The following is a 25966-nucleotide window of genomic DNA, read 5'->3' as shown; positions in this document are numbered from 1 at the left end:
GTTCACCTCTGCTCACTCACCCGGTCCGGGGCCGACGCGTCAGCGCGCCCCCGCTTCCTCGTTGGATGGATCATGTTGGACAGTTCGTCTTCGTCCCGCGTCGCGGTGGTCACCGGCGCCGCCGGCGATCTCGGCCGGCTGCTCGCGGCGCGGCTGGCCGAGTCGGGGTGGTCGGTCGTGCTGCACGCGGACACCGCCGAGGACGCCGAGGCGGCGGCCGAGAAGCTGGTCAAGGACGGCGCCGAGCCGCTGCGCCTGCACACCGCCGCCGCCGACCTGACCCGCCTCGCCGAGGTCCGGCGGCTGGCCGGCGAGCTGGCCGGGCGGCACCCGGCCCTCGGGCTGCTGGTGCACGCCGCGCACGCCGGACCCGCCGAGCGCAGGCTGCTCACCCCGGACGGGCACGAGCGCACGTTCGCGGTCGACTACCTGGCGCCGTTCGTGCTCACCGACGGGTTGCGCGGCTGCCTGACCGCCGGAAACGGCCGTGTCGTCAGCCTCTCCTCGGTGCTGCACCGCGGCGCCGGCATCGCGTGGGCCGATCCCACCCGCGCCAAGGGCTACACGCCGCTGGCCGCCTACGGGCAGGCGACCCTAGCGGTCACCATGTTCACCAGGTCGCTGGCCGCGTCGGGCATCTCCGCGATCTGCGTCGACGCCGGCAGCGACGACCCTCAGATCGCCCGCATGCGCAGGTGGGACCGCACACCGGCCGAGCATGCCTCGGACATTGTCACCCAGCTCTGCCCGCCGGCCCTGGTCCGCGACGGCGCCTTCTACCTCGGGCTGCTGCCGGACAACGCGGCCGCGTCGGTCGACGACCCCGGCGCGCTGCGGCGGTTGCGGCGGTTGACCGAGAAGCTGGTCGAGCCGCGCTGAGCGGTCGACCGCCCGGTACCGGACGATGCGCAGGGCCAGCACGAGGCCGGCGAACACGGCGATCAGCATGATCGTGTGGTTCAGGTCGTTCACGTGTGGCTCCCACCTCCCGGTCGTGCCACCAGCGTGATCCCGGCCCGGGCGCGCCGCCTCGCCCGCTCGCGCGCCCCTAACGCGATCCCGCCGACTCTTGACGCGCGCCCAACCCGGACGGGTCGCCGCGCCGATTCCGGGGACACATTGCATACTCTTTGTATGCGATCTGAGTTGTCCCTGGCGGTGGTGCGTGGTGACGGCATCGGCCCCGAGCTGGTGGCCAGTGCGCTCGAGGTGCTCGATGCGGTGGCGGGCGCGGAGGGATTCACGGTGCGGGTGCACGACGAACCGGGCGGCGCCGGGCACTACGACAAGACCGGGGCGCCGCTCGACGCCGGCGCGCTGGACAGGTTCCGGGCGGTCGACGGCGTGCTCAAGGGCCCGGTCGGGCTGCCGGGGGTGCGAAGGCCGGACGGCACCGAGGGCGGCCTGCTCGGCGGCGTGCTGCGGGTCGGGCTGGACACCTACGCGAACGTGCGCCCGGTGCGGCTGCTGCCCGGGGTGCGCGGCGCGACCAGGCACGAGCCCGGGCAGATCGACTACGTGATCGTCCGGGAGAACACCGAGGGCCTGTACCTGTCCAGGGGCGCCGGGGTGGCCACCGAGGCGGCCGCCTGCGACCAGCTCCTGGTGACCCGCCCCGGCGTCGAGCGGGTGGCCAGGTTCGCCTTCGAGCTGGCCCGCTCGCGCTCCGGCGCGCCCTCGGACGGCAAGCGCAAGGTCACCTGCGTGGACAAGAGCAACGTGCTGCGCAGCTTCGCGCTGTTCCGCGAGGTGTTCGACGAGGTGGCCGCCGAGTTCCCGGACGTCGCGGCGGACCACCTCTACGCGGACGCCGCCGCGCACGCCCTGGTGGCCGAGCCCGAGCGGTTCGACGTGCTGGTCATGGAGAACTTCCTCGGCGACATCCTCAGCGACCTGGGCGCGGCCACCGCCGGCGGGCTGGGCATGTGCCCGTCCGGAAACATCGGCGCCACCGCCGCCTACTTCGAGCCGATCCACGGCAGCGCCCCCGCGATCGCCGGCCGCGACCTGGCCAACCCGGTCTCCCAGGTGCTGTCCGCCGGCATGCTGCTCGAGCACGCCGGCCGGGCGTCGGCCGCCGCCCGGCTGCGGTCCGCGGTGGAGCGGGCGTTCGCGGACGGCGCGGTGCGGCTGCGCCCGGACGGCGGCGCCGAGGACGGCACGCGGGCCGTGACCAAGGCGATCGTGGCCCGCGTCTGACCCGTGAGTGGTTAGCGTTGCCATAGCAACGCTAACCACTCACGGGGTCTGAGCTGCGCCGATGCCGGCGATGCGGCCGAAGACGGCGCCGTTGGTGAGGCCGGTGCCGCCGGGGTAGTTGAAGTAGAACAGGCCGCCGACCAGCTCGCCGGCGGCGAACAGGCCGGGGATCGGGCGCATGTCGGTGTCCAGGACGCGGGCGTCGGGGTCGATCCGCAGGCCGCCGAAGGTGAACGTGATCCCGCAGGTCACGGCGTAGGCCTCGAACGGGCCCTGGTCGAGCCGGTTCGCCCAGTTGGTCTTGTTGACGGCCAGGCCGGTGGTGGAGCGGCCGTCCTTGACGTTCGGGTTGAACGCGGTGGCGGTGTCCACGGCGGCGTTGTACTCGGTGACCTCACGCAGGAAGCCGGCCGGGTCGACGCCGTCCAGCTTCTTCGCCAGCTCCTCCAGGGTGGGGGCGGTGACCTTGGTGACCTCGCGGATCCGGTACTCGTCGCGCAGCAGGTGGATGACCTGCTGGTCGAACACCTGCCAGGCGAACTGGCTGGGCTGCTCCAGGATGCGCCGGCCGTACTTGGCGTAGGTGTAGTTGCGGAAGTCGGCGCCCTCGTCGACGAACCGCCGGCCCTCGGCGTTGACCATGATGCCCCAGGGGTAGCTGTGCTTCTGGAACGCGTCGCCGACCCGCAGGTCGCCGAACTCCGGGGCGTTGCGCTCCCAGCCGACCGCGTGGCAGCCCGACCAGTTGCCCGCCGAGGCGGCGCCGGCGTCGATCGCCATCCGGATGCCGTCGCCGGTGTTGTACCGGGTGCCGCGCACCTTGGCCAGGTCCCAGCCGGGGCCCAGGTACCGGGTGCGCATCTCCGGGTTGGCCTGGAAGCCGCCGGCGGCCAGCACCACGGCGTCGGCGTGCTCGGTGCGGGTGCGGCCGTGCTGGCGAACCCGCACGCCGTGCACGCCGTCGTCGTCGGCGACCAGGTCCACGGCGCGGGCGCCGTACTCGATGGTGATGCCGGCGTGCTCGGCGGCCTTGGACAGGTAGTCGATCAGGCCGGGGCCGCCGCCGGAGACCTCGACGGTCAGGCCGCCCCAGAAGGTGAACCTGCCGTCCACCTTGAACGCCTGCCGGCCGTAGATGGGCATGAACCGTACGCCCTTGTCGCGCATCCACAGCATGGTCGGGTAGCTGCGCTCGACCAGCAGGGCGGCCAGCTCCGGGTCGCAGCGGTACTCGGTGACCCTGGCCACGTCGTCCAGGAACGCGGACTCCGGGTAGCTGCCGAAGTCGGTGACGGCCACCTCGTCGTCGGTCAGCTCGGGCATCAGGGCGCGCAGGTCGTCCACGCCGTTGTAGGCCACCCGCATGGCGCCCGCCGTGAACGCCGTGTTGCCGCCGCGCAGCTCGCGCTCGGCGACCTCCAGCACGACGACCTCGGCGCCGCCTTCACGGGCGGCCAGTGCCGCGCATAACGCCGCGTTCCCGGCACCCACCACGACCACTTTCCGCGCTGGCATCCCCGCTCCGCTCTGTCGTTCCGGATGTTCGTATCCAACTTGCATGCAATGGCCGTCACTCTACCCCGAGTATCGCGGTCATGCCGCTCCGCGTAGCGTTATCGCGTGTCATCAGCGCCCGAGCCGACCTCGCCGGAGGACCAGGGCCGTCCGGCGTCGCTGGCGACCTTGAAGCGGTACCTGGGCGATGGCGCGGTGCGCGGGCGGACCACCGAGGTGGTCACCGACGCGATGCGCGAGGCCATCCTGGACGGCGTGCTCGCCCCGTCCACCTGGCTGCGCGAGGACGAGCTGGCCAGCGCGTTCGAGGTGAGCCGCACGCCCGTCAGGGAGGCGCTGCGGCGGCTGGCCGACGAGGGGCTGGCGGTCAAGACGGCGCATCACGGCACGGTGGTGGCGCCGCTGTCGCTGGAGGACGTGCTCGCGCTGTACGTGGTCCGGGAGAACCTGGAGGGCCTGGCCGCCCGGCTGGCCGCCACCCGCTGCCCGGCCGGTCTGGTCGAGTCGCTGGACGAGATCGGCGAGCAGATGCGCGCCAGCGCGGACGCCGGGAACGTCGACGACCTCGCCCGGCAGAACCTGTCGTTCCACCGCGCGCTGCGCGAGGCCGCCGCGAACACCTACCTGGACCGGTTCCTCGGCCAGGTCGAGCACGCGGTGCGCCGGCTGCCGGTGTCGACCATGGCCCAGCCCGGCCGCGCCTGCCAGGCCATCGAGGAGCACGACGCCATCGTGCGCGCGATCGAGGCCCGTGACCCCGACCGGGCCGAGAGCGCCGCCGCCGAGCACATGCGCCGCGCCCGTGAGATACGGCTGTCGATCCTGCTGGGTACCTGACCCGTGAGTGGCTAGGGTCAAATGTCACCGCCTCGTGGGTGAGACGAAGACAAGGTCGCGACCCTAGCCACTCACGGACGTTGGGGAGCGAACCGCTCGGAGCAGGGAGAGCACGGCTCGGTTGAGGGGTGCGTCGATGCCGTGCCGGTCGGCGGCGCGGACCAGGGCGCCGGTGAGGTGCTCCTGCTCCAGCGGGCGGCCGGCCAGGCGGTCGTAGAGCATCGAGCTGCCGCCGGACGGGGGAAACGTGCGGTAGCGGTCGATGATGCCGGGGATCTCGTTGTACGACAGGTCGGCGCCCTCGGCGATGCCCACCCGGACCGCCTCGGTGAGCAGGGCGGTGGCCAGTTCGACGATGTCCGGTTCGGTCAGGACGGCGGCGCGGCGCAGGGTCAGGGCGGTGATCGGGTTGACCACGACGTTGCTCAGCAGCTTGCGCCAGGCGGCGGTGTGGAAGTCCGCGACCGGGCGGACCGAGACCAGGTCGCCGGTGAGCAGCGAGGCGAGGCGCGCGCCGGCGGGGTCGTCGGGGACGACCAGGGTGCCGGTGCGGTGGACGACGACCTCGCCGGGGGCCACCCGTTCGGCCGAGACGGCGGCCAGCGCGGGCAGCACCGGGCCGCCGGCCAGGTACGACCCGACCAGGCTGCGCTGCTCGATGCCGTTCTGCGCGACCACCGTGACCGTGTCCGGACCGGCGAGCGCGCGCAGCCAGGGCGCCGAGGCGGCGGTGTCCTGCGCCTTGGTGGCCACCACCAGCCAGTCCACCGGTTCTACCTGGTCAGGGTCGGTGGCCACGGTCACGGGCACGATCCGGCGGGTGCCGTCCTGGTCGAGCACGAACTTGTCGAACGGGGTACGGACGCAGGCCGTCACGCGGTGCCCGGCGTCGGCCGCGTCGGCGGCCAGCATGCCACCGATGGCGCCTAGCCCGACCACCGCCACGGAGGCCGCGTGCTCCGGGTCAGAGTCGGAAGTTCTGGGCATCCCGCACCACCTGGTCGACGTCGAAGTCGTTGTACGCGGAGACGAACTCGTTGGTGTAGACGTCCTGCAGCGGTATCTCCTTCTTCACCAGGCCCTGCTCCTTCGTGAAGCCCTGCCAGTGCCGCAGCGCCGACGGCTCGTACTCGCCCCAGCGCTGGCCGGGGGTGGCGTTGGCCAGGTCGGTGGAGCGGCTGCGCGCGGTGTACATGCCCAACTGGGTCTGCATCTCCTTGTCCCGGAACGGGGTGACCTTGCTCAGCGGGAACCCGCGCCACATCAGCTCGACGGCGGCCTTCGGGTTGGCCCGCGCCCAGACCTGCGCCTTGGTGAACGCCCGGCCGAACCCGGCGACCTGCTCGCGGTGGGTGGCCAGCCAGGCCGGGTCGACCGCGAACGTGGTGGCGAACAGGTCGTCCACGCTCTTGGCCTCCAGGTAGCGCAGCTTGGCGCCGGCCTGCTCCATCGGCGAGTACAGCGAGTCGTAGAGCATCAGCGCGCCCACCCGGCCGGTCTCCAGCGCGTTCTGCGCGGACGCGCCGGTGCCGACGGCGACGAACTTGACGTCCTTCGCCGGGTCCAGCCCGGCCTGGGCCAGCGAGGCCTTGGCCAGCTGCACCGGCCCGGCCGCCAGCGACTGCGCCCCGATGGTGGCCCCGCGCAGGTCGGCGATGGTGCGGACCTTCGAGTCCCGCTGGACGGCCAGCATGGCCACCGGCTTGCGGCACCAGTTGTAGATCATGGTCAGCCGCTGCGAGTGGTCCAGCGCCGGGAACACCGCCTCGGGGACGGACGCGCCGATCTGGGTGCGGCCCACCGCCATCGCCTTGAGCACGCCGTCGCTGGTCTGCTGGTACTCGATGTTGACCCGCAGCCCCTCGGCGGCGAAGAAGCCGCGCTCCTGGGCCACCGCCAGCGGCACCCAGTTCGCGCTCATGTTCGGCGCCGCCATGCCGACGGTGATCGTGCCGTCGTCCGAGGACCCGCAGCCGGACAGGCCCACACAGCCCAGCGCGACGGCGACCGCCGCGGTGACCAACCGCCGGATCATGATGCCCGGCCGTCCGAGTTGGAGTGCCAGAACAGCAGGCGCTTGCGCAGCATCTGCACGAGCTGGTTGAGCGCCACTCCGAGCGCGGCCAGCACGATCAGCACCGCGAACACGCCGGCGGTGTAGTAGTTCGCCTGCTGTTGCAGCAGCAGCACGCCCAGCCCGGCCTTGGAGCTGACGAACTCGCCGGTGATCGCCCCGAGCAGGGAGAACACCGCCGCGACCTCCAGGCCGGCGAAGATGGACGGCAGCGCCGAGGGCAGCAGCAGCTTGCGCCACACCTGGCCCCGGCTGGCGCACATGGAGCGGAACAGGTCGATCCGGTCGCGGTCAACGCCGGTGATCCCGGCCATCGTGTTCACCACCAGCGGGAAGAACGTCAACATCGCCACGACCAGTACCTTCGGCGTCAGGTCGAAGCCGAACCAGATGACGAACAGCGGCGCGACGGCGATCTTCGGCAGGGACTGGAACGCGACCATGTAGGGGTAGAGCGCCTGGCGCAGCGCGGCCCACTCGGCCAGCGCGAACCCGGCCAGGATGCCGGTGCCGGCGCCGATGACCAGCCCGATCATCGCCTCCTGCAGGGTGACGAGCAGGCTGGTGCCCATCAGCTTGAGGATGTCCGGCGCGACGAAGTTGGCGATCACCGAGGAGAACCGGGGGAAGATGAACGACTGCACCCCGAGCGCCGGCGGGACGTACTCCCAGAGGACCAGCAGGACGGCGAGCAGGACTATCGGGATCACCACTCGGCTCCACCGGGCCGAGCGCGGTCCCGCCGCCACGGTGGGACGGGAGACCGCGGCTTGTTCAGTGGTCAGCAGGGTCGTGTCGGGCATCGTTGCCGTCCTTAGCCATCCTCGGTGCCGTTCTCGGGGTCGTTCTCGGAGCCGTCCTTGGTGAAGTACTGGCGCACGTAGGCGCATGCCTCGGCGAACCGAGGGCTGTTGAGCACGTCCAGGTCGCGGCTGGCCGGCAGCGGCACCCGGTAGACGTCCACCACCCGGCCGGGGCGCGGGGACATCACCACGATCCGCTGCGCGAGCAGCACCGCCTCGGTGATGCTGTGCGTGATGAGCACGGTGGTCAGCTCGTTGGCGTGCCACATCCGGTGCAGGTCCAGGTTCATCTGGTCGCGGGTCATCGCGTCCAGCGCGCCGAACGGCTCGTCGAGCAGCAGCACCGAGGGCTGGGCGATCAACGCCCGGCACAGCGCCACCCGCTGCTGCATGCCGCCGGACAACTCGTTCGGGTACCTGTCCTCGAAGCCGCCGAGCCCGGCGCGTTCCAGCAGGTCACGGGCGCGGTCGGCGTCCTCGGGGGTGACCTTGCGGCGGATCTCGATGGGCAGCAGGCAGTTGTCGATCACCTTGCGCCACGGCAGCAGGGTCGGTGACTGGAACATCATCACCAGGTCGGGGCGCGGTTCGGTGATCTGTTCGCCGTCCAGGGTGACCGCGCCCTTGCTGGGCAGGGTCAGGCCGGCGAGCACTCGGAGCAGGGTGGTCTTGCCGCAGCCGCTGGGGCCGACCACGGCGACGAACTCGTTGCTCTCGATCTCCAGGTTCAGCTCGCTGAGCGCGGTGGTCGGCGGGCGCCCGCGCGGGGCGAACACCTTCTCCACCCCGGCCAGCTTCAGCCCGGCGGTCATCACGCACGCTCCGAGACGTCGACCACGGCGTGGCCGCTGGTGGTCACCGCGCCGTCGGCGGAGCGGCCGACCAGGGTGAGCGCGGTGGTGCCGCCCGGGCCGTCCTCGGCGCGCGGGTCGGACGGGCCGCCGTGCACGGTGAACTCCCGGCCGACCAGGTCGACGCCCCGGTACGAGCCGGACAGCTCGCGCAGCACCGCGCCCGGGCCGGCCCACTCCAGCGCCGCCCTGGCGAACCAGGCGAGCTTGAGCAGGCCGTGGCTGATCACCCCGGGCAGCCCGGTGCGGCGGGCGAACGGCTCGTCGTAGTGCACCTCGTAGTAGTCGTCGCTGCCGGCCGCGTAGCGGACCAGGTCACGGGTCGTCGGGGTGACCTTGAGCAGCACGGGCAGCTTCTCGTCCTCGCCGGCCTGCTTCGGGGAGCGAGAGCCTGTGCCGACTCCGCTGTCCGGGTTCGGGTAGCGGCGGATGGTGATGTTGCGGGTGGTGGCCACGATGCGCTCGGTGTCCGGCCGGCGGAAGGTGGACTCCAGCGTGTAGAACACCAGCCGCCCGCTGCGGCCGTCCTTGGTGTCGACGCTCGTGATCGTGGTCCGGCGCTGGAGGCGCTCGCCCAGCCGGGCCGGTTCCAGCCAGCGGATGGTGTTGCCGCCGTTGAGCCGGCTCGGCGCGTCCGGGATGCCGAGGGCCTCGGTGTCCAGGCGCACCGCGACCGGGTAGGTGGGCGGCACCAGCGGCGGGTGCGTTGCGCCCGGCCTGGGGTGGTACGCCGGGTCGGTCAGGCCGGAGGCGGCCAGCAGCCGCTCGGCCCGCCAGGCCTCGCAGTCGAACGGCTGCCAGCCGGTGTCCCTCCCGACCAGGGCTTCGACACCACCGGGGGGTTCAGTCGGGGGCTTAGTCGTCGTCACTGAGCAGGCCCTCCTTCCGGCTCGCGCGGGCGAACGCGTGGATGTGCTTGGGGCGCTCGTGGCTGGGCAGCCGGGACAGGTCCAGCCGGATGTCGGTGATCCCGGCCGCGGCCAGCCGCTTCAGCACCGCCAGGTCGGGGCTGCCGCCGACCACCGAGATGGCCAGCTCGTCGCCGTCCGGGTCGACGTCGTCGAGCAGCCAGACCTTCGCCGAGACCGGCAGCTCGTCGCCGTCCGCGCGGGCCTGCTCGACCTGCTCCAGGAACGTCGAGACGGGCATGTCCGGTCCCAGCCAGCCGGCGCCGAACCGTTTCATCCGGCGGATCGCCCTCGGGCCGCTGCCGCCGATCCACAGCGGCGGGCCGGGGCGCTGCACCGGCTGGGGCAGGCACTGCACGGTGTCGAAGGAGACGTGCTTGCCGGCGTAGGACACCGGCTCGCCGGTCCACAGCGCGAGCATCGACTCGATCGTCTCGTCGGTGACGGCGCCGCGGTGCTTGAACTGGGCGCCCAGCGCGTCGAACTCCTCGCGCAGCCAGCCAACGCCCAGCGCGATCTCCAGCCGGCCGCCGGAGAGGTGGTCCAGGGTGGCGGCCACCTTGGCGTGCAGCAGCGGGTGGCGGTACGGGGTCACGGCGGCGGTCACCGCGATCCGGACCCGCTGGGTGGCGCCCGCGACGTAGGCCAGCGTGGTGTACGCCTCCAGGAACGGGCGGTCCGCCGGGACGGGGTGGGTCGCGGCGTACGGGTACTGCGACTCGTAGCCGGGCGGGATGACGATGTGGTCGCCCACCCAGAGCCCGTGCAGGCCCAGCTCCTCGGTCAGCATGGCGTAGACCCGGACGTTCTCCCGGCTGGCCACCCAGCCACCCTGGGGCAGTTGGTTCCAGAACCTCATGTCACGCACCGTCCTCGTCGATCCAGCTCACCTTGCGCAGCATCTTCCTGATCTCCGGGGTGAGCGGGTTGTCGATCTCCTCGCCGACGTGCGCTACCAGGCCCGCGGTGCGGCTCATCAGGGCGAAGCCCCGGTGCAGCTGCCAGGGGACGCCGACTTCCATGAGGAGTGCGCCGATGGCGCCGGTGGCGTTGAGCGGCAGGGACTTGCCGGTCAGCTCGGTGAGGACCTCGGGGAGCAGCTCGACCAGCGGGACGTAGCGCTCGGCGTAGCCCTCGCGGCGGGCCACCGCGAGCAGCTTGGCGGCGCGGGGGTCGCCGCCTTCGCCCTTGTGCAGGTTGTGGCCGATGCCGGGGACGCGTTCGTCGGCGTCGAGCAGCTCGCGGACCCGGTCGCGGACGGCCTCGCGCCGCGGGGTGCCCTCCTCGATGTCCGCGCGGATCTCGGTGAGCAGGCGGCCGCAGCCCTCCATGGAGCCGAGCAGTCGGCTGCCGGCGCCGAGCAGGCCGGTGGCCACGGCGGCCTGGATGGCTTCGGGGGCCACCCAGTAGTTGAGGCGGGCGGCCAGTGCGTTCGCGGTCAGGCCGTGGTCCATGAGGCTGACCAGGATCGCGTCCACGATCCGCACGGCGCCCTGGTCCGGGCGCTTGCCGGTGATCGCGAGGAGGGTCAGCTCGGCGTAGCTGACCTGGCCGATCAGGTCGTCCACCAGGTCGAGGTCGCGGACCGTGACCCGGTTGGTGTTGGCGTGACCGATGCGGGTGCCGATCTCGACCTCGGCCCGCACCCGTCCGTTGTCCGTCACTTCTCTGTACTCCTTTGGTTTTGGTCCATGACCGCGAGCGCGTCCAGCACCGTCACGCCGTCCTCGGTGACCGACAGCGGGTTGCACTCGATGGAGATGACTCGCCCGCCCGAGCCCTCCACCGCCGCGGCCAGCGCGGTCAGCACGATGCGCAGGTCGGCGGCCAGGGCGGGCAGCGGCTTGTGGGCGGTGAGTGCGGGCGCGAGCCTCAGCGCGGACAGCTCGGCGGCCAGGTAGCCGGCGTCGTAGGGCGGGACCAGGGTGCGGACGTCGGCTATCTCGTTGGCCAGCACGCCGCCCGAGCCGATCACCGCCCTGGTGCCGAACACGGCGTCGGACAGGACTCCGGCGATCAGCTCGGCGCCGACCGTGACCTGCGCGGCGATCAGCACCTCGCGGGCGTCGTGTTTCTCCGCGAACTCCTGGAACGCGGCCCGCACGGCGTCGGCGTCCGCGAGCCCGGTGGCCACCGCGCCGACCTTGGCGCGGTGCGGCAGGAACGGGGCGAGCACCTTGGCCACCACCGGGTAGCCGATCTTCTCGGCGGCCGCGACGGCGTCGTCCGCGGTGGTCACCTTGGCGCGGGCCGGAGCCAGGTCACCGAGCCGGGCTTCGAGCAGCCGCATGCTCTGCCACTCGTCCAGCCCGTGCCGCCCGTCCGGCAGCGCGTGCGCCACCAGGTCGTCGGGCAGCTCGGCCGGCGCGGTGTCTTCGGCGGTGTCTTCTTCGGAGGCGGCGTCCAGCCCGGGCGCCTCGGCCATCCGCGCCAGCGAACCTCGGGCGATGCCCAGCCCGCGCAGCACCCGGCCGGGGTCGCCGGCCACGGTCAGGCCGGCCTCGGCGGCCCGCTGGCGGATGCTCTCCGGGACGCCCGCCCAGCTCAGCGCGAGCGGGGTGTCCATCTTCGGGGCCAGCTCGCGCAGCTGGCCGATGAACTGGTCGGCCAGGTCGGGCATGGCGCCCAGGAAAACGAGCAGCAGCCCGATGTCCGGGTCCTCGTCCAGGGTGGCGAGCGCGCGCGGCAGCAGCGTCCGGTCGTTGACCACCTGCGCGGTGATGTCGATCGGGTTCTGCACGTGCGCGAACGCGGGCAGCACCTCGGCCAGCCGCTCCCGGGTGCGCCCGGCCAGCGGGGCCAGCGGGACGCCGTAGCGCTCGGCGGTGTCGGCCATGTACACGGCGGTGCCGCCGGAGTTGGTGCTGATCGCGACGCCCTTGGACGCGAACTCGGCGGACGCCGCGCCCAGCGACAGCGCCCTGGCCACGTCGACCACCTCGTCGATGCTGTGCAGCCGGGTCACCCCGTGCCGCTCGAACAGCGCCGTCCAGGCCTCGTCGTCGCCGGAGAGCTGCGCGGTGTGGGTGGCCGCCGCCTCCCGGCCCCGCTCGGACGCCCCGCTCTTGAGCAGGAACACCGGCTTGCCCACGGCGCGCAGCCGTTCCAGCGCGCGCCCGAGCCGTGCCCCGTCCGAGGTGCCCTCCAGGTAGCCGATCACCGAGGCGACGCCCGGGTCCTCGGCCATGTAGTCCAGGTAGTCCGGGAAGGTCAGCCCGGCCTCGTTGCCCGAACCCACCACGTGCGCGAACCGCGCCCCGGCCGAGTACGACTCGGCGAACAGGTTGAACGCGAACCCGCCGCTCTGGCTGACCAGCCCGATGTCGCCGGCCTCCACCTCCGGGATGGCGGCCAGCGTGGTGGTGAACGTGGGGTAGCTGTGGTGGGCGAACGAGGCGAGCCCGACCGTGTTCGGCCCGACCACCGCCGTGCCGTGCGCCTCCGCCGCCTCCCGCAGCGCGTGCTGCAGCGCCCGCCCCTCCTCGCCGGCCTCGGCGAACCCGCCGCCGAACACCACTGCCGCCGGGCCGGAGCCGTTGCCGTCCGAGCTGTGCGCCCCGGCCGTCGCGACCGCCTCCACCGCGAGCTTGGCGGGCAGGCAGATGACGTACAGGTCGACGTCGCCGGGGAGCGAGGCGATGTCCGGGTAGCAGCGCAGCCCCTGCACCGTCTGGTACTTCGGGTTGACCGGGTAGATCGCGCCGCCGTACCCGTGCCGGCGCATCAGCGCCACCGGGCGCCCGCCGATCCGCCCCGGGTCGTCGGACGCGCCCACCACGGCCACCGCGCGCGGCTGAAAAAGCCGCCGGATCCCCTCTTGTGCTCCGGACATCAGTTGGTCCCGTTCGCAACGGCGGCCGGCAGGTCCAGCCCGAGCGCCGCGAACCGCCGCAGCGGCGCCACGCCCAGGCGATTGCGCACGGCGTCCACCACGTCGTCCAGCCCCGGTTCGGCGTCGAACGTGATGTTCTCCTGCTCGTGCGTCGGCACCCACCGGGCCAGCCGCTGCTCGGTGACGGTGAGCACCTGGCCGGTCACCTCGCGCGCCCTGGGGTCGGACAGCGCCAGCGCCACGTCGGCGATCAGCCCGGGGTTGCCGCGCTCGGCGGCCGGGCGGGTGTTGGTGGTGCGCGCGCTGATCCGGGCCGTCATCCGGGTGTTGGCGGCCGGGGAGATGCAGTTGACGTTCACCCCGTAGCGGCCCATGGCCAGCGCGGTGCTCGCCGTCAACCCGACGATGCCCGCCTTGGCCGCCGCGTAGTTGGCCTGCGCGGGGCTGCCCTCCAGCCCGGAGGCCGAGGTCATGGTGACGATGCTGCCGGCGCGCTGGGTGCGCATCCGCGCGGTGGCGAAGCGCACGCAGTTGAACGTCCCCTTGAGGTGGACGTCGATGACCGAGTCCCACTCCTCCTCGGACATGTTGAAGATCATGCGTTCGCGCAGGATCCCGTGGCAGGTCACCAACCCGTCGAGCCGGCCGAACTCCGAGGTGGCCAGCTCCACCAGCTCCTCGCCGACGGCGAACTCGGAGACCGAGCCGTGGTGCGCCACCGCGCGCCCGCCCGCGTCCCGGATCTGCTCGGTGACCAGGTTCGCCGCGTCCGGCGCCGGGTCGTCGCCCGCCACCGTCACGCCCCGGTCGCTGACCACGACGCCGTACCCGGCCGAGGCGAACCGGCGCGCCACCTCGGCGCCGATCCCGCCGCCACCGCCGGTCACGATGACGCCACCGCGAGGCGCGGCCAACCCGCCACTAGTCTCCGCCAACTCAGGGTTCCTTTCGTTTCGCGGACGGGTCAGAAGTTGCCCGTGAGATACATTTCGAGCCGGATCTCCCTGGCTCGCGTCATGTGCAGCTCGCCGATGGTCCTGGCCCGCGCCGGGTCCCGGGCGGCGATCGCCTCGACCAGCTCGGCGTGCTCGTCCAGCGAGCTCTCCCAGCGGCCGGGGACGCTCAGCGTGGTGTGTTGATAACGCAGCAGGTGTAGGTGTACCCGCTCCAGGACCTCGACCAGCGTGGTGTTGTGCCCGGCGGCCCAGACCACCCGGTGGAAGTCCCGGTTGGCGGCCACCATCACGCGCGGGTCGGTGCCGCCGGCGTCGCGCACCCGCCGCTCGGCGGCCCGGATCGCCGTCAGGTCCGCCTCGGTGCGCCGCCGGGCGGCCGCGTCGGCGGCCAGGCCCTCCAGCGCGACCCGGACCTCGTAGACCTCCAGGATCTCCTCGGCGCCGGGCGCCCGTACCCGCAGGCCACGGTGGGCGCGCTCGACCAGGCCGTCCTGCTCCAGCCGCCGCAGCGCCTCGCGCACCGGGGTGCGGCTGGTGCCGTAGCGGGCCGCGAGCGTGGACTCCACCAGCACGGTGCCCGGCGCGAGGTCGCCAAAGACGACATCGTCCCGAAGCCGGGGATAGACACCGCCGTCCATGCCACCTCCACCGCGACCCCGGCACTGGCACACACCCACACGAGCCGCCGGGCCGGACCGTCCACAGTTTGGATACAACGGGCATACAGTCGCACGCCGCACCGGCAGTGTCAACGAAACCCGAGCGTGAGGGGTGTTGTCAACGCAACACCTGGACGCGAGCACCCGTGAGTGGCTAGGGCCGCTATGACGGCCCTAGCCACTCACGGGTCCTGACCAGGGCGGTCTACGGGTTCGGCGGCTTGGTCGCGGGGCGGGTCCGGTCCCGGTCGGATTCGAGCGGGACGAGGGCGGTGGCCTGGTGCATCAGGTACTCCAGCGGGCCGCGCCGGAACCACAACCGCCACAGCATCGCGGCCGCGCTCATCGCGACCACGAAGGCGAGCAGCGCGGCGGCCGCCCCCCGGCCGGTCGAGATGTCGGCCAGGTCGATGACGAGCAGGTGCGCCACGTACGCGGTCAGCGACATGGCGCCGACCGCGACGACCGGGGACACCAGCCGGGGCGTCGCGCGGGCCGCGGTGACCGCCGCGACCAGCACCAGGAGCACGAACCCGAGGTTGCCGACGACCTCGAACGAGGTGTCGCTGTGCGGCGCGGCGACCAGCAGCCGGGCCGGCGAGTCCGGCGGGAACGGGCCGCTGTCGGCCGGGGAGTCGATCCAGGCCCGGGTGGTGAGCGGGTCGGCGCCGGCCAGGTGCTGCGCGAGCGCCGACCCGCCGTAGCCGAGCACCACCGCCCCGGCGCCGAGCGCGGCCAGCCGCAACCGGGTGGCCAGGCCGGTGAGGTCCATCCGCCCGAGCGCCATGCCCGCGGTGACGTAGGCCATCCAGGTCAGCGCCGGGTAGTTGCCGGAGATCAGCAGCTGCGCGAGGCCCTCGTCGGTCAGGCGGGCGAGCGGGTCGGAGTCCGCCCAGGCCTCGTCCAGGCCGGTGAGCCCGAGGTAGGCCTCCAGCAGGTAGCTCAGCCCCGGGCCGACGGCCGCGATGGTGACGGACACGGCGGCCAGCGCCCTGGCGGACAGCCGCAGCAGCGGCAGCGCGAGCAGGAAGTAGACGCCGTAGTAGGCCAGGATGACCTTGACCCCGGTGTCCATCAGGGTCAGCGCGGCGCCCAGCGCGAGCAGGATCGCCGCCCGGATCGCGATGCGCAGCCCGGCCTGGGTGCTGGCGCGGCCGGTCAGCGGGCGTTGCCGGCCGGTCATCAGGGCCAGCGACAGCCCGGCCAGGGTGGCGAACAGCGCGGAGGAACGCCCCTGCGCGAGCACGAACAGCACCCCGGCGCCGCCGTCATCGGGGTCCGGCCCGACGTGGGCGGCGAACATGCCGAACACCGCCAGCCCCCTGGCCAGGTCGACGCCGGCGAGCCGCGCCACTGTCCCCACGGTGCCCACTGTGCCGGTCGGTGTCGCCGTCATGCTCGCCAACTCACTTCTCGCCGACTCACTTCTCGCCGAGGCCCAGCGCGGGCGTGATCAGGGGCAGCGCGGCCCCCAGCGCGGCGACCGCGACCGTCCAGGAGTGCCCGCCGGGCGGTTCGAGATACCTCACCTGCATACCCGCCGCGCGCGCCGAGGCGGCGACCCGGCGCGCGCCGGCCAGGTAGTCGCCGTCCTGGGCGCCGATGGCGATCACCGCGAGGCTGTTCGGGAACCGCCCGGTGGCCAGCAGGTTCGCCGGGTTGACGGCCTGGAACCGCGCCTCGTCACCGCCGAAGGCGGCGGCCACCGTCTGCGCGTGGTCGCCGAGCGAGGGCTCGTCCTGGCCGGAGATGGCCACGAACGTCGGGTAGGTCGCGGGCGCGCGCACGCCCAGCTGCAGCGCGCAGGTACCGCCGTAGGAGAACCCGCCGATCGCCCAGTGCCGGCGGTCGGTGTCCACGCGCAGGTTGCGGACTATCCAGTCGGGGACGTCGCGGGCCAGGTAGGTCTCCGAGTTGCCCAGGTTCGAGTCCAGGCACAGCGGGTTGCCGAACAGGCTGCCGGTGGCGTCCGGGACCACCACGACGGGGGCCAGGCCCCGGTGCTCGGCGGCGTAGCGGTCCATCACGGTGGCCAGCCGCCCGGCGGTGAACCAGTCGTAGGGCAGGCCGGGCTGGCCGGGGATCAGCACCAGCACCGGCAGCGCGGGCCGGCGCTCGCCGACCAGGTAGCCGGGCGGCAGGTAGATCGACGCCGGCCGGGCGACGAAGCCGGACACCGCGCCGGGGATGCTGGCGTGGGTCACCCGCCCGGTGTCGGGCATGGTCGCCGGCCCGGTGGCCAGCGCGGAGAAGCTGATCTCGTTCGCGGCCGGCAGGCCGATCACATCGCGCAGCCGCGGGTAGTAGCCGTAGAAGGCGTTCACCTTGATCCCGGCGGTGGCCAGCACGAGCAGCGCGGCCAGCACCGCCAGCCCCCGGCGCCACCACCGCTGGCCCGGCCAGCCGGCCACCGCGAACGCCACCCCCAGCAGCGCCACCCCGACCCAGGCGAACACCCGCGCCGGCAGCTCGTCGGGCAGCGGCCGCCACCACGAGTTGATCACCAGCGCGGTCAGGCCGGTCAACGCCGTCGCGCCCGCCAGCAGCGCCGGCGCCAGCCGTAACCACCAGGACCGGTCGCGGCGGGCCATCAGGTACACCGCGCCGACCAGCCCAGCCAGCGAGATCGCGAGCGGCAGCGACCCGGTGAGCAGCGACAGGTCCCACGGCCCCGACGGTGGCGGATCCGGCCCGCCGTCGACCGGCGGCACCTCGAACGACACCATCACACCGGGCTCGGTGCCGCACGCCTGCCGACCGGTCGCGGCGGTCGCCCCCCGCTCACGGCGACCCCGCCGCGACCACCCGACGGCACCGCGCGCACGAACGGGAACAGCAGCGTCTGCCGTACCGATACCCCGGTGAGCATGGCCACCAGCCGGTCGATGCCGATGCCCAGCCCGGCCGTGGGCGGCATGCCGTGCTCCAGCGCGGCCAGGAAGTCCTCGTCCAGCTCCATCGCCTCCGGGTCGCCACCGGAGGCGTGCAGCGACTGGATCTCCAGCCGGCGCCGCTGCTCCACCGGGTCGGTCAGCTCGGTGTGCGCGGTGGCGATCTCCACCCCGAACGCGACGAGGTCCCACCGCTCGGCCAGCCGGGGGTCACGCCGGTGCCCTCGGGCCAGCGGCGCCACCGACTCCGGGAAGTCGACGTAGAACGTCGGCGCCACCGTCCGGGGCTCCACCAGCTGGTCGTACGCGGCGAGCACCAACCTGCCGTGCCCGCTGTCGACCCCGGCCGCCACCCCCGCCCGCTGGCAGGCCTGGCGCAGCGTGGCCAGCGGGATGCCGGGGTCGACCCGGACGCCGAGCGCCTCGGACACCGCGTCGTACACCCCGACCACCGGCCACGGCCCGGACAGGTCGTGCTCGCCGCCGCCGAACCGCTCCGGACGCCGCGCCACCGCCCGCCCGTGCGCGGCCACCGCGGCCGCGCGCACCAGCTCCTCGGTGAGCAGCCGCATCGCCGCGTAGTCGGCGTAGGCCCGGTAGGCCTCCAGCATGGTGAACTCGGGGTTGTGGGTCGCGTCCGCGCCCTCGTTGCGGAAGTTGCGGCCCAGCTCGAACACCTTGTCCAGGCCGGCCACGCACAGCCGCTTCAGGTACAGCTCCGGCGCGATCCGCAGGTACAGCGGCCGCCGGTCGCTGCCCCGGTGGGTCTGGAACGGGCGCGCGTTGGCACCGCCGTGCACCGCGTGCAGCATGGGCGTCTCGACCTCGAGGTAGCCGAGGTCGGTGAGCGTGCGCCGGACCGCGCCGAGCACCGCACCGCGGGCCCGCACCAGCCCGGCGGCCTCGGGGCTGACGGCGGCCGGGGAGCCCGGCCGCAGGCACTTCGCGGTGTGCGTCCACTCGTCGACCAGCACCGACAGCTCCCCGGTGCGAGAGGTGACCACTTCGCCGGTCGCCCAGACGTGGTCGCCGAGGTCCACCAGCCGCTTCCAGTCCGCGAGCCGGTCCGCGCCGAGGGTGGCGCGCTCGACCATGAGCTGCAGCCCGGTGTCCGGGTCGGCGAGCACGGCGAAGCACAGCGAGCCGAACACCCGGTGCGCGCGCACCCGCCCGGTGACCGACACCCGCTGCCCGGTACGGACGTCCGGGCTCAGGCCGGCGAACCGGCGCCGGACATCCGCCAGCCGCGCGGGCGGGCTGGACCAGGCGGGATACGGGTCGAGCCCGGCCTCACGCATGCCCGCGAGCTTGGCCATCCGCACCCGGACCTGGTCCGCGCGCGGCGGGGCGGCCGGCTGCGGCGTGACGTCCTCGACCTGCCGAGCCCGGTCGGCGAACAGCCGGCCGAACGACGCGGACGCGTGCGGCCGTCCGCCCGGCCCCGGCAGGAAGCCCTCCACGGCGGCCGCCACCAGCCCGGTCCACGGCAGCCGCCGCGCCCGCCGGTAGCAGATGAACCTCGGCTCCCAGCGCGGCGCGTACCTGGCGTTGGACCTGTACAGCGACTCCAGCTGGAAGAACCGGGACGCCACCCCGAGCGCGGCCCGCCAGGCGCGCAGCAGCGGGCCGGCGCCGATGCGCGAGCCGTTCTCGAACACCGCGCGGAACATCGCGAAGTTCAGCGAGACCCGGCGCACGCCCAGGCCGGGGCAGGCCGCGACCAGTTCGGTGACCAGGAACTCGGTCAGCCCGTTCGGCGCGTCCGGGTCGCGGCGCATCAGGTCCAGCGACAGCCCGTGCCGCCCCCACGGCACCAGCGACAGCAGCCCGCGCACCCGGCCGTCGCCGTCGCGGCACTGCACCAGCACGCACCGCGCGTCGGCCGGGTCGCCCAGGCGCCCGAGCGCCATGGAGAACCCGCGCTCCACCTTCGCTCCCCGCCACCGCCGTGCGGCCTGGGCGACCTCGCGCATCTCCGGATCGCCGACGTCGCCGTGCCGGCGGATCACGCACCGGTACCCGGCCCGCCGGACCCGCCGCACCGCCTGCCGGGTGCCCCGCCGCGCCCGCCCGTCCAGCGAGAACCCGCGCACGTCGATGATCGCCTCGTCGCCGATCTCCCAGGCCCCGAGCCCGGCGTCCCGGTACGCCCGCGCGCCGCGCTCGCTGGCCCCCAGCACCGCCGGCTGCCAGCCGTAGCGCGCCGCCTCGTCCAGCCACGCCGCGATCGCCGCCGGCCACCGCTGCGGATCCCCGACCGGGTCCGCGCTGGCCATGCTGGTGCCGCCGAGCACCCGGTAGGTGATCGCGGCGCCACCGCCGGGAGCGAAGATCACGCTCTTGTCCCGCCGGGTGGCGAAGTAGCCCAGCGAGTCGTCCTCGCCGTGGCGGGCCAGCAGCGCCCGCAGCGCCAGCTCGTCGTCGGCGCACAGCGGGCGCCGGTGCGGCAGGCCCCGGAAGAACACGAACAGGGCCAGTGCGACGACGGCGGTGCCGGCCAGGTCTAGCCCGATCCCCAGCCAGTCCGGCCCGCGCGTGGTGATCCCCGGGTCGGGCACCGCCACCAGCTCGCCGAGCAACTGGTTGACCACCCAGACCAGGGTGTCCGCCCCGCCGCCCAGCGTCCCGGGGAACACCGAGGCGAGCCCGTACCCGGCCACGACCACGGCGACCATCCCCGCCCCCGCCGTGACCAGCGCCCGCGCCCACGCCCCCGGGGCGAGCCGGGCCGGGAAGCGCCCCCGGACGGTCAGCAGCAGCGCGGACGCCACCACCGTGACCGCCAGCCCGGCCAGCTGGGCGCGCGGCCCCTCACCGGGGTATGCCTCCGGGTCGGACACCATGTCGTCCACCGCCAGCAGCGCGGACACGATCGCCAGCAGCTGGAACGTGAACACCACCCACAGCGCCGCCTGCTTGCCCGCGCGCAGCGCCGCCGCCAGCACGCCGAGCAGCAGCACCAGGAACAGGCTCGGGCCGGCCGGGAGCCCGAGGTAGCCGAGCCCGTCCTCCACCGCCGTGAGCACAGCTCCGCCCGTACCCCCGACCACCAGGTGCGCCAGCGAGACCACGGCGCCCAGCTCGACCGCCGCCGCGACCAGCCCACCGCCCCGTGACGCGCGCGCCCGGGCCGGGCCGGCGGCGGCGCCGGACGGCGTGGCCGGCCACCTCGCCCGTGGCCAGGTGATCATGACTCCCCCTCGGGACGGGTCCGGCGACCGGACCAGCTTGCGTTCGCCGTCGCCGCTCCCGCAGCGGTTCATCGACCGGTCTTGCCCGCCACTCGGCGGGGGCGGCACCCGCCGGTCGGAGGTACGCGCAACACACCTGCGCCATGCTTGGGCGAATGGCGTTCCCCGAGGTGAGCCGGCCTGTAACACTCGTACCAGAGACGGAACGAAACCTGGAGTAGTGCCGATGATCCGCGTGGTGGTGGTCGACGACGAGGCGCTGATCCGGTCGGGGCTCGCGCTCATCCTCCGGGCGGCCGGGGACATCGACGTGGTCGCGGCGGTCAGCGGCGCCGACGCGGTCCGCGAGATCGGGCTGACCCGCCCCGACGTGGTGCTGCTGGACATCCGGATGCCGGACGTGGACGGGCTCACCGTGCTCGCCCAGCTGCGCGCCATGGCCGACCCGCCGATCATCGCGATGCTGACCACCTTCGACTCCGACGAGTACGTCGGGACCGCGCTGCGCTCCGGCGCCGCCGGGTTCCTGCTCAAGGACACCGACCCGGAGCAGTTGGCGCACTCGGTGCGCGCGCTGGCCGCCGGGGCGGTGGTGCTCTCCGCCAAGGCCGCGCGCCCGATCCTGAGCAGCCACGCCGGCCGGGCCGGGCGGGCCAGCGCCGCGAACGAGCTGAACGTGCTCACCGACCGGGAGCGCGACGTGCTGCTGCTGGTGGCGCAGGGGCTGTCCAACGCGGACATCGGCGGGCGGCTGTTCCTGTCCGCGAGCACCGTCAAGGACCACGTCAGCGCCATCCTGAGCAAGCTCGGAATGGAGAGCCGGGTGCAGGCCGCGCTGCTGGCCCAGCGCGCCGGCCTGGTCACCGGGCAGCTCTCCGGCCAGCGGGGTGAACCCTGAGCACGCTCGCGCGCCTGCCACCGGCCGTGCGCCGCGCCGGCATCGAGGCCGGCCTGCTCGGCGTCGCCGCCCTGGACATGGTGCTGGAGAACGAGCTCACCGGCTGGCTGCCCTGGCCGTTCGGGGCGGTCGCGCTGTGTGGGGTGCTGCTGCGCAGGCGCTACCCGTACCTCGCGCTGGCGCTGTGCTTCCCGGCGCTGATCACCTCGTTCGCCGACGTCCCGGCGCTGATCACCCTGTACAGCGTGGCCCGCCACGTCAGGGACCGGCGGCTGCTGATCGGCATCGCCGCGCTGGTGGCCGTCGCGCACGTGCTCAAGCTGCCGTTCGACACGATGAGCGAGACCACCCAGGAGCTGTTGGTCGACGTGATCTACGGGCTGCTGATGGGCGCCGCGCCGGCCGCGCTCGGCCAGCTCGTGCTGGCCCGCGCCGAGCTGTCCCGGCGGCTGGAGGAGATCAGCGAGGCGCGCGAGCACGAGCAGCGCCTGGTCGCCCAGCAGGTGCTGGCCAAGGAACGCGCGCAGCTGGCCCGCGAGATGCACGACGTGGTGTCCCACCAGGTCAGCCTCATCGCCGTGCAGGCCGGCGCGCTCCAGGTCGGCGCCGGTGACCAGCACGTCAGGGAGTCCGCGTCGACCATCCGCCGGCTCAGCGTGAACACCCTCGACGAGCTGCGCCACATGGTCGCGCTGCTGCGCGCGGCCAACGTCGCCGACGTGGGCACCGCGCCGCAGCCCACCCTGGCCGAGATCGACCAGCTGATCGCCACCAGCGGCATCGACGTCCGCCTGGAGGGCTCACCGCCGACGGGCCTGGACACCCCCACCCAGCGCGCGATCTACCGCACCGTCCAGGAGGCCCTGACCAACGTCCGCAAGCACGCCCCCGGCGCCGGCGCCCTGGTCGAGATCGCCACCGACGCCACCGGCCTGCACGTCACGATCACCAACACCCCGCCGACCCGCCCCGCGCTCGCCCTCCCCAGCGCCCGCCACGGCCTCACCGGCCTGCGCGAACGCGCCGAGCTGCTCGGCGGCACCCTGCACGCCGAACCCACCCCGACCGGCGGCTTCCGCCTGCGCCTGTCCCTGCCGAAAGGGTCGTGACCCATAGCCAGGCGGTTTGGTGTCGCGACGGATTCGGCATTGGACGGGTGTGGCGCGCGGGCGCAACGATGAGCGGCGTGACAGGTGCGCACGTGGTCGCCGGCAAGGCGACGCCCAGGGGTCGGTTTCCGCACGTCAAACGGGTGGGTGACGTGCTGTACGTGTCCGGCACGTCGAGCCGGGCGCCGGACAACACGATCGTCGGCGCCGAGGTCGACGAGATGGGCACCACCCGGCTGGACATCCGCGCCCAGACCAGGGCGGTGCTGGACAACATCCGGGACATCCTGGTCGCTGCCGGCTCCGGGCTGGAGGACCTGGCGCAGGTCACCGCGTACCTGGTGAACATGAACGACTTCGCCGGCTACAACGAGGTCTACGGCGAGTACTTCGACGAGACCGGCCCGGCGCGCACCACGGTGGCCGTCCACCAGCTGCCGCACCCACACCTGCTGATCGAGATCCAGGCCGTCGCGCACGTGTCCCGTCCTGAAGGGAGCCCAGCGTCATGACTGACGTCCCACCGGTGATCAACTTCCCGAAGTGGCTCGCCGAGCACGAGAGCCTGCTCAAGCCCCCGGTGAACAACAAGCAGGTCTGGGTGCGGACCGGTGACTTCATCGTGCAGGTGGTGGGCGGCCCGAACCAGCGCACCGACTTCCACGTCGACCCGTACGAAGAGTGGTTCTATCAGGTCAAGGGCAACATGCACGTGAACCTGATGACCTCCGACGGGCCGCGCACCATGCACATCAACGAGGGCGACATGTGGCTGCTGCCGCGCAACGTGCCGCACTCGCCGCAGCGCCCCGAGCCGGGCTCGATCGGCGTGGTCATCGAGCGCATCCGGGAGGAGGGCACGCTGGAGAAGTTCCAGTGGTACTGCCCGAGCTGCCAGGCGCTGGTGCACGAGACCGAGCTGCAGGTCCGCGACATCGTGGCCGACCTGCCGCCGGCTTTCGAGGCGTTCTACGAAAGCCAGGAGGCGCGCACCTGTTCGAGCTGCGGCGAGCTGCACCCGGGCCGCGGATGACCGCCGCTACGACGGTCGACGTCCACACGCACTACGTCCCGCGCGGCTGGCCGGACCTGGAGCGCGAGGTCGGCCCGGCCGGCGACTGGCCATGGCTGCGGGTCGAGTCCGAGCGCGAGGCCACCGTGATGATCCGCTCCCGGGAGTTCCGGCGGGTGCAGAGCGACTGCTGGGACACCGAGGTCCGGCTGGCGGACATGGCCGCCGACGGGGTGGACGTGCAGGTGGTCTCCCCGACGCCGGTGTTCTTCAACTACGCCCGCCCGCCCGACCAGGCGGTGAAGGTGGCGCGGATCTTCAACGACCTCGCGCTGGAGATCTGCGCGCCCGCGCCGGAGAAGTTCCTGCCGTTCTGCCAGGTGCCGCTGCAGGACACCGAGGCCGCCTGCGCCGAGCTGGACAGGTGCATGGCCGCCGGCCACCTGGGCGTGGAGATCGGCAACCACGTCGGCGACCGCGACCTGGACGACGCCGGGATCGTCGAGTTCTTGCAGCACTGCGCGCGGGTCGGGGCGCCGGTGTTCGTCCACCCCTGGGACATGCCCGACTCGCCCCGGCTCGGGCGCTGGATGGCCAAGTGGCTGACCGGCATGCCCGCCGAGACGCACCTGTCGGTGTTGTCGCTGGTACTGGGCGGGGCGTTCGACAGGCTGCCGAGCTCGCTGCGGATCTGTTTCGCGCACGGCGGCGGGTCGTTCCCGTTCTGGGTGGGGCGGATGGACAACGCCTGGCACCAGCGCTCCGATGTGGTGGGTACGTCCGAGCGCCCGCCCTCGGCGTACCTGGACAGGTTCAGCGTGGACACCGTGGTGTTCAGCGAGCCGGCGCTGCGGCTGCTGGTCGAGACCATGGGCGTGGAGCGGGTCATGCTGGGCAGCGACTACCCGTACCCGTTCGGCGAGCGCCCGGTGGGGCAGGTGGTGCGCGCGGCCGGTTTCCTGGACGAGGCGGACCGCCGGCGGATCCTGGGCGGCAACGCCGCGCGGTTCCTGGCGGTCTCGGAGACGGCCGGTGCGGCGTAGTCGGCCCTACTCGTCGGGCGTGACCAGGTCCCGCCAGCCGCGCTCGACCGAGGCGCGGCACCTGTCCGGCCGGTCACCCGCGCCGACGAACAGCGCCGTCAACATGGGGGCGCCGTAGTCGAGCGTCCGCCGTGGCAGGGGACCGGTGGCGACCAGCGACACCAGCCCGTGCCCGATGGCCCAGCTCTGGGTCGCCAACTCCAACGGCACGACGTCCGCGCGGAAGCGCCCGTCCGTTCTGCCCCGGTCGACGGCCTGGACCAGGTACTCCAGCGTGTCGTCGGCTGCCTGGGCGTCCTCGAGGTCGAAGTTCGCGTCGAACATGACCCGGTACAGGTCCGGGTGTTCCAGCGCGTTCCGGAAGTAGGCGGCGACCAGGACCGTCAGGTCCAGCACCGGGTCCTCGGACGCCGACACCGCCGCGAACCTGCCCCCCAGGCGCGCGAACCCCTCCTGCCGCAGAGCCTTCCACATGCCGTCCATGCCGCCGAAATGGGTGTACACCGCCATCGTCGACACACCGGTCCCGGCTACGAGTGAGCGCAGGGTGATCGGCTCGCGGGTGCGAAGCATCTGCGCGGCCCGTTCGATGAGCAGGGTGCGGACCGCTGGGTCCGTGGTCCTGGCCATGACGGCAGGATACATAGCATTGCTATGCTATGTTATTGGGTATGGCTGTAACTTTGGTGAACCCCGAGGGGCTGCCGAGGGTCGATGTCTACCGTCAGGTGTCGGTTGCCACCGGCTCGAAGCTGGTCTTCATCGCTGGGCAGGTCGCCCGTGACGCCGACGGGAACAAGGTCGGCGAAAATGACCTCGCCGCTCAGGTGGAGCAGAGCTATCTCAACGTGGCGACCGCACTTGCTGGGGTTGGTGGGTCGTTGGACGATCTGGCGAAGCTCACCGTGTACGTCGTTGACTGGACGGTTGACAAGATGCCGGTGCTTTTGGAGGGGGTGGCCAGGGCGTCGGCGAAACTGGGCGTTACTCCGGTGCCGCCTGCGACGTTGATAGGTGTTGCCGCGCTTGCGGAGCCTGACATCCTTGTCGAGGTGGAGGCCACCGCGGTTATTGACTGAGTTCGTGGGCGTGCGTGCCGTCTTTTGTTTCGTTCGAAAATCGCTGGCGCGATTTCCGACGACCTGAGTTTGTAGGTTGCTTGGTGCCGTCCCCGGCTGGTGGCTGGGC

At 73.0% G+C, this 25966-nt stretch carries 24 protein-coding genes; 9 read left to right on the top strand and 15 right to left on the bottom strand.

Annotated features, from left to right (window positions below):
* Nucleotides 1-72 precede the first annotated feature (72 nt).
* Nucleotides 73-879 (top strand): SDR family NAD(P)-dependent oxidoreductase, encoded by an 807-nt coding sequence (locus N912_RS0138100; RefSeq protein ID WP_028926546.1) that lies wholly within the window; start codon nt 73-75, stop codon nt 877-879.
* Between the two features lie 255 nt (nt 880-1134).
* Complete coding sequence (locus N912_RS0138095; protein WP_037068797.1) at nt 1135-2199, top strand: isocitrate/isopropylmalate dehydrogenase family protein; 1065 nt, start codon at nt 1135-1137, stop codon at nt 2197-2199.
* A 39-nt stretch (nt 2200-2238) separates the two neighbouring features.
* On the opposite strand, the gene tcuA is transcribed toward N912_RS0138095, so the two are convergent.
* Nucleotides 2239-3714 carry an FAD-dependent tricarballylate dehydrogenase TcuA gene (gene tcuA / locus N912_RS0138090; protein WP_028926544.1) on the bottom strand — a complete coding sequence of 492 codons (1476 nt, stop codon included), beginning with the start codon at nt 3712-3714 and terminating at the stop codon, nt 2239-2241.
* 105 nt (nt 3715-3819) lie between these two features.
* Here tcuA and N912_RS0138085 point away from each other — a divergent pair, with 105 nt between their 5' ends.
* Nucleotides 3820-4551, top strand: a complete 732-nt coding sequence (locus N912_RS0138085) for a GntR family transcriptional regulator (RefSeq protein ID WP_245645722.1) — start codon at nt 3820-3822, stop codon at nt 4549-4551.
* A gap of 63 nt (nt 4552-4614) precedes the next feature.
* Here N912_RS0138085 and N912_RS0138080 read toward each other — a convergent pair whose 3' ends face one another.
* The 13 genes from N912_RS0138080 to lysX form a co-directional block, all read right to left on the bottom strand.
* Nucleotides 4615-5538: a 2-dehydropantoate 2-reductase gene (locus N912_RS0138080; protein ID WP_051581393.1), complete on the bottom strand. Its 924-nt coding sequence runs from the start codon at nt 5536-5538 to the stop codon at nt 4615-4617.
* Nucleotides 5516-6586 (bottom strand): ABC transporter substrate-binding protein, encoded by a 1071-nt coding sequence (locus N912_RS61125; protein WP_051581392.1) that lies wholly within the window; start codon nt 6584-6586, stop codon nt 5516-5518. The genes N912_RS0138080 and N912_RS61125 overlap by 23 nt, the downstream gene beginning before the upstream one ends.
* Complete coding sequence (locus tag N912_RS57265; protein ID WP_169748033.1) at nt 6583-7428, bottom strand: ABC transporter permease; 846 nt, start codon at nt 7426-7428, stop codon at nt 6583-6585. The genes N912_RS61125 and N912_RS57265 overlap by 4 nt, the downstream gene beginning before the upstream one ends.
* 11 nt (nt 7429-7439) lie before the next feature.
* Nucleotides 7440-8240, bottom strand: coding sequence for an ABC transporter ATP-binding protein (locus N912_RS57260; protein ID WP_051581390.1), 801 nt, complete (start codon nt 8238-8240; stop codon nt 7440-7442).
* Complete coding sequence (locus N912_RS61120; RefSeq protein ID WP_051581389.1) at nt 8240-9148, bottom strand: FAS1-like dehydratase domain-containing protein; 909 nt, start codon at nt 9146-9148, stop codon at nt 8240-8242. The genes N912_RS57260 and N912_RS61120 overlap by 1 nt, the downstream gene beginning before the upstream one ends.
* Entirely contained in the window at nt 9135-10046 is a 912-nt protein-coding gene (locus tag N912_RS61115; protein WP_051581388.1) for an LLM class F420-dependent oxidoreductase, read from the bottom strand. Before N912_RS61115 ends, N912_RS61120 begins: the two co-directional genes overlap by 14 nt.
* Nucleotide 10047: 1 nt before the next feature.
* Nucleotides 10048-10851, bottom strand: a complete 804-nt coding sequence (locus N912_RS0138050; protein WP_169748032.1) for a citryl-CoA lyase — start codon at nt 10849-10851, stop codon at nt 10048-10050.
* Nucleotides 10848-13019 carry an acetate--CoA ligase family protein gene (locus N912_RS0138045; RefSeq protein WP_084211574.1) on the bottom strand — a complete coding sequence of 724 codons (2172 nt, stop codon included), beginning with the start codon at nt 13017-13019 and terminating at the stop codon, nt 10848-10850. Before N912_RS0138045 ends, N912_RS0138050 begins: the two co-directional genes overlap by 4 nt.
* The gene (locus N912_RS57245) at nt 13019-13954 is read right to left on the bottom strand and encodes an SDR family NAD(P)-dependent oxidoreductase (protein ID WP_169748031.1); all 936 of its coding nucleotides are present in this window, start codon (nt 13952-13954) and stop codon (nt 13019-13021) included. The genes N912_RS0138045 and N912_RS57245 overlap by 1 nt, the downstream gene beginning before the upstream one ends.
* Nucleotides 13955-13983: 29 nt before the next feature.
* Entirely contained in the window at nt 13984-14613 is a 630-nt protein-coding gene (locus N912_RS0138035) for a GntR family transcriptional regulator (protein ID WP_028926539.1), read from the bottom strand.
* 226 nt (nt 14614-14839) lie between these two features.
* The gene (locus tag N912_RS57240; protein ID WP_051581386.1) at nt 14840-16030 is read right to left on the bottom strand and encodes a heparan-alpha-glucosaminide N-acetyltransferase domain-containing protein; all 1191 of its coding nucleotides are present in this window, start codon (nt 16028-16030) and stop codon (nt 14840-14842) included.
* Nucleotides 16031-16055: 25 nt separating this feature from the next.
* Nucleotides 16056-17360, bottom strand: a complete 1305-nt coding sequence (locus N912_RS0138025; protein ID WP_051581385.1) for an alpha/beta hydrolase — start codon at nt 17358-17360, stop codon at nt 16056-16058.
* Nucleotides 17360-20716 carry a bifunctional lysylphosphatidylglycerol synthetase/lysine--tRNA ligase LysX gene (lysX, locus tag N912_RS57235; RefSeq protein ID WP_084211596.1) on the bottom strand — a complete coding sequence of 1119 codons (3357 nt, stop codon included), beginning with the start codon at nt 20714-20716 and terminating at the stop codon, nt 17360-17362. Before lysX ends, N912_RS0138025 begins: the two co-directional genes overlap by 1 nt.
* Before the next feature lie 226 nt (nt 20717-20942).
* Here lysX and N912_RS0138015 point away from each other — a divergent pair, with 226 nt between their 5' ends.
* From N912_RS0138015 to N912_RS0137990, 5 genes are all read left to right on the top strand, one after another.
* Entirely contained in the window at nt 20943-21614 is a 672-nt protein-coding gene (locus N912_RS0138015; RefSeq protein ID WP_037068794.1) for a response regulator, read from the top strand.
* A gap of 26 nt (nt 21615-21640) precedes the next feature.
* The gene (locus N912_RS0138010; RefSeq protein WP_245645720.1) at nt 21641-22723 is read left to right on the top strand and encodes a sensor histidine kinase; all 1083 of its coding nucleotides are present in this window, start codon (nt 21641-21643) and stop codon (nt 22721-22723) included.
* A gap of 77 nt (nt 22724-22800) precedes the next feature.
* Complete coding sequence (locus N912_RS0138000; protein ID WP_028926535.1) at nt 22801-23235, top strand: RidA family protein; 435 nt, start codon at nt 22801-22803, stop codon at nt 23233-23235.
* Nucleotides 23232-23756 (top strand): 3-hydroxyanthranilate 3,4-dioxygenase, encoded by a 525-nt coding sequence (locus N912_RS0137995; RefSeq protein ID WP_028926534.1) that lies wholly within the window; start codon nt 23232-23234, stop codon nt 23754-23756. Before N912_RS0138000 ends, N912_RS0137995 begins: the two co-directional genes overlap by 4 nt.
* Nucleotides 23753-24778 (top strand): amidohydrolase family protein, encoded by a 1026-nt coding sequence (locus N912_RS0137990; RefSeq protein ID WP_028926533.1) that lies wholly within the window; start codon nt 23753-23755, stop codon nt 24776-24778. The genes N912_RS0137995 and N912_RS0137990 overlap by 4 nt, the downstream gene beginning before the upstream one ends.
* A 6-nt stretch (nt 24779-24784) precedes the next feature.
* On the opposite strand, the gene N912_RS0137985 is transcribed toward N912_RS0137990, so the two are convergent.
* Nucleotides 24785-25408 (bottom strand): TetR/AcrR family transcriptional regulator, encoded by a 624-nt coding sequence (locus tag N912_RS0137985; RefSeq protein WP_037068789.1) that lies wholly within the window; start codon nt 25406-25408, stop codon nt 24785-24787.
* Between the two features lie 41 nt (nt 25409-25449).
* Between N912_RS0137985 and N912_RS0137980 the strand changes: the two genes are divergently transcribed.
* Complete coding sequence (locus N912_RS0137980) at nt 25450-25857, top strand: RidA family protein (protein WP_028926531.1); 408 nt, start codon at nt 25450-25452, stop codon at nt 25855-25857.
* Nucleotides 25858-25966 lie beyond the last annotated feature (109 nt).

The sequence above is a fragment of the Actinospineispora acaciae DSM 45401 genome (assembly GCF_000620785.1).
GTDB lineage: Bacteria > Actinomycetota > Actinomycetes > Mycobacteriales > Pseudonocardiaceae > Pseudonocardia > Pseudonocardia acaciae.
This window is presented reverse-complemented; position numbering and strand designations above follow the sequence as displayed.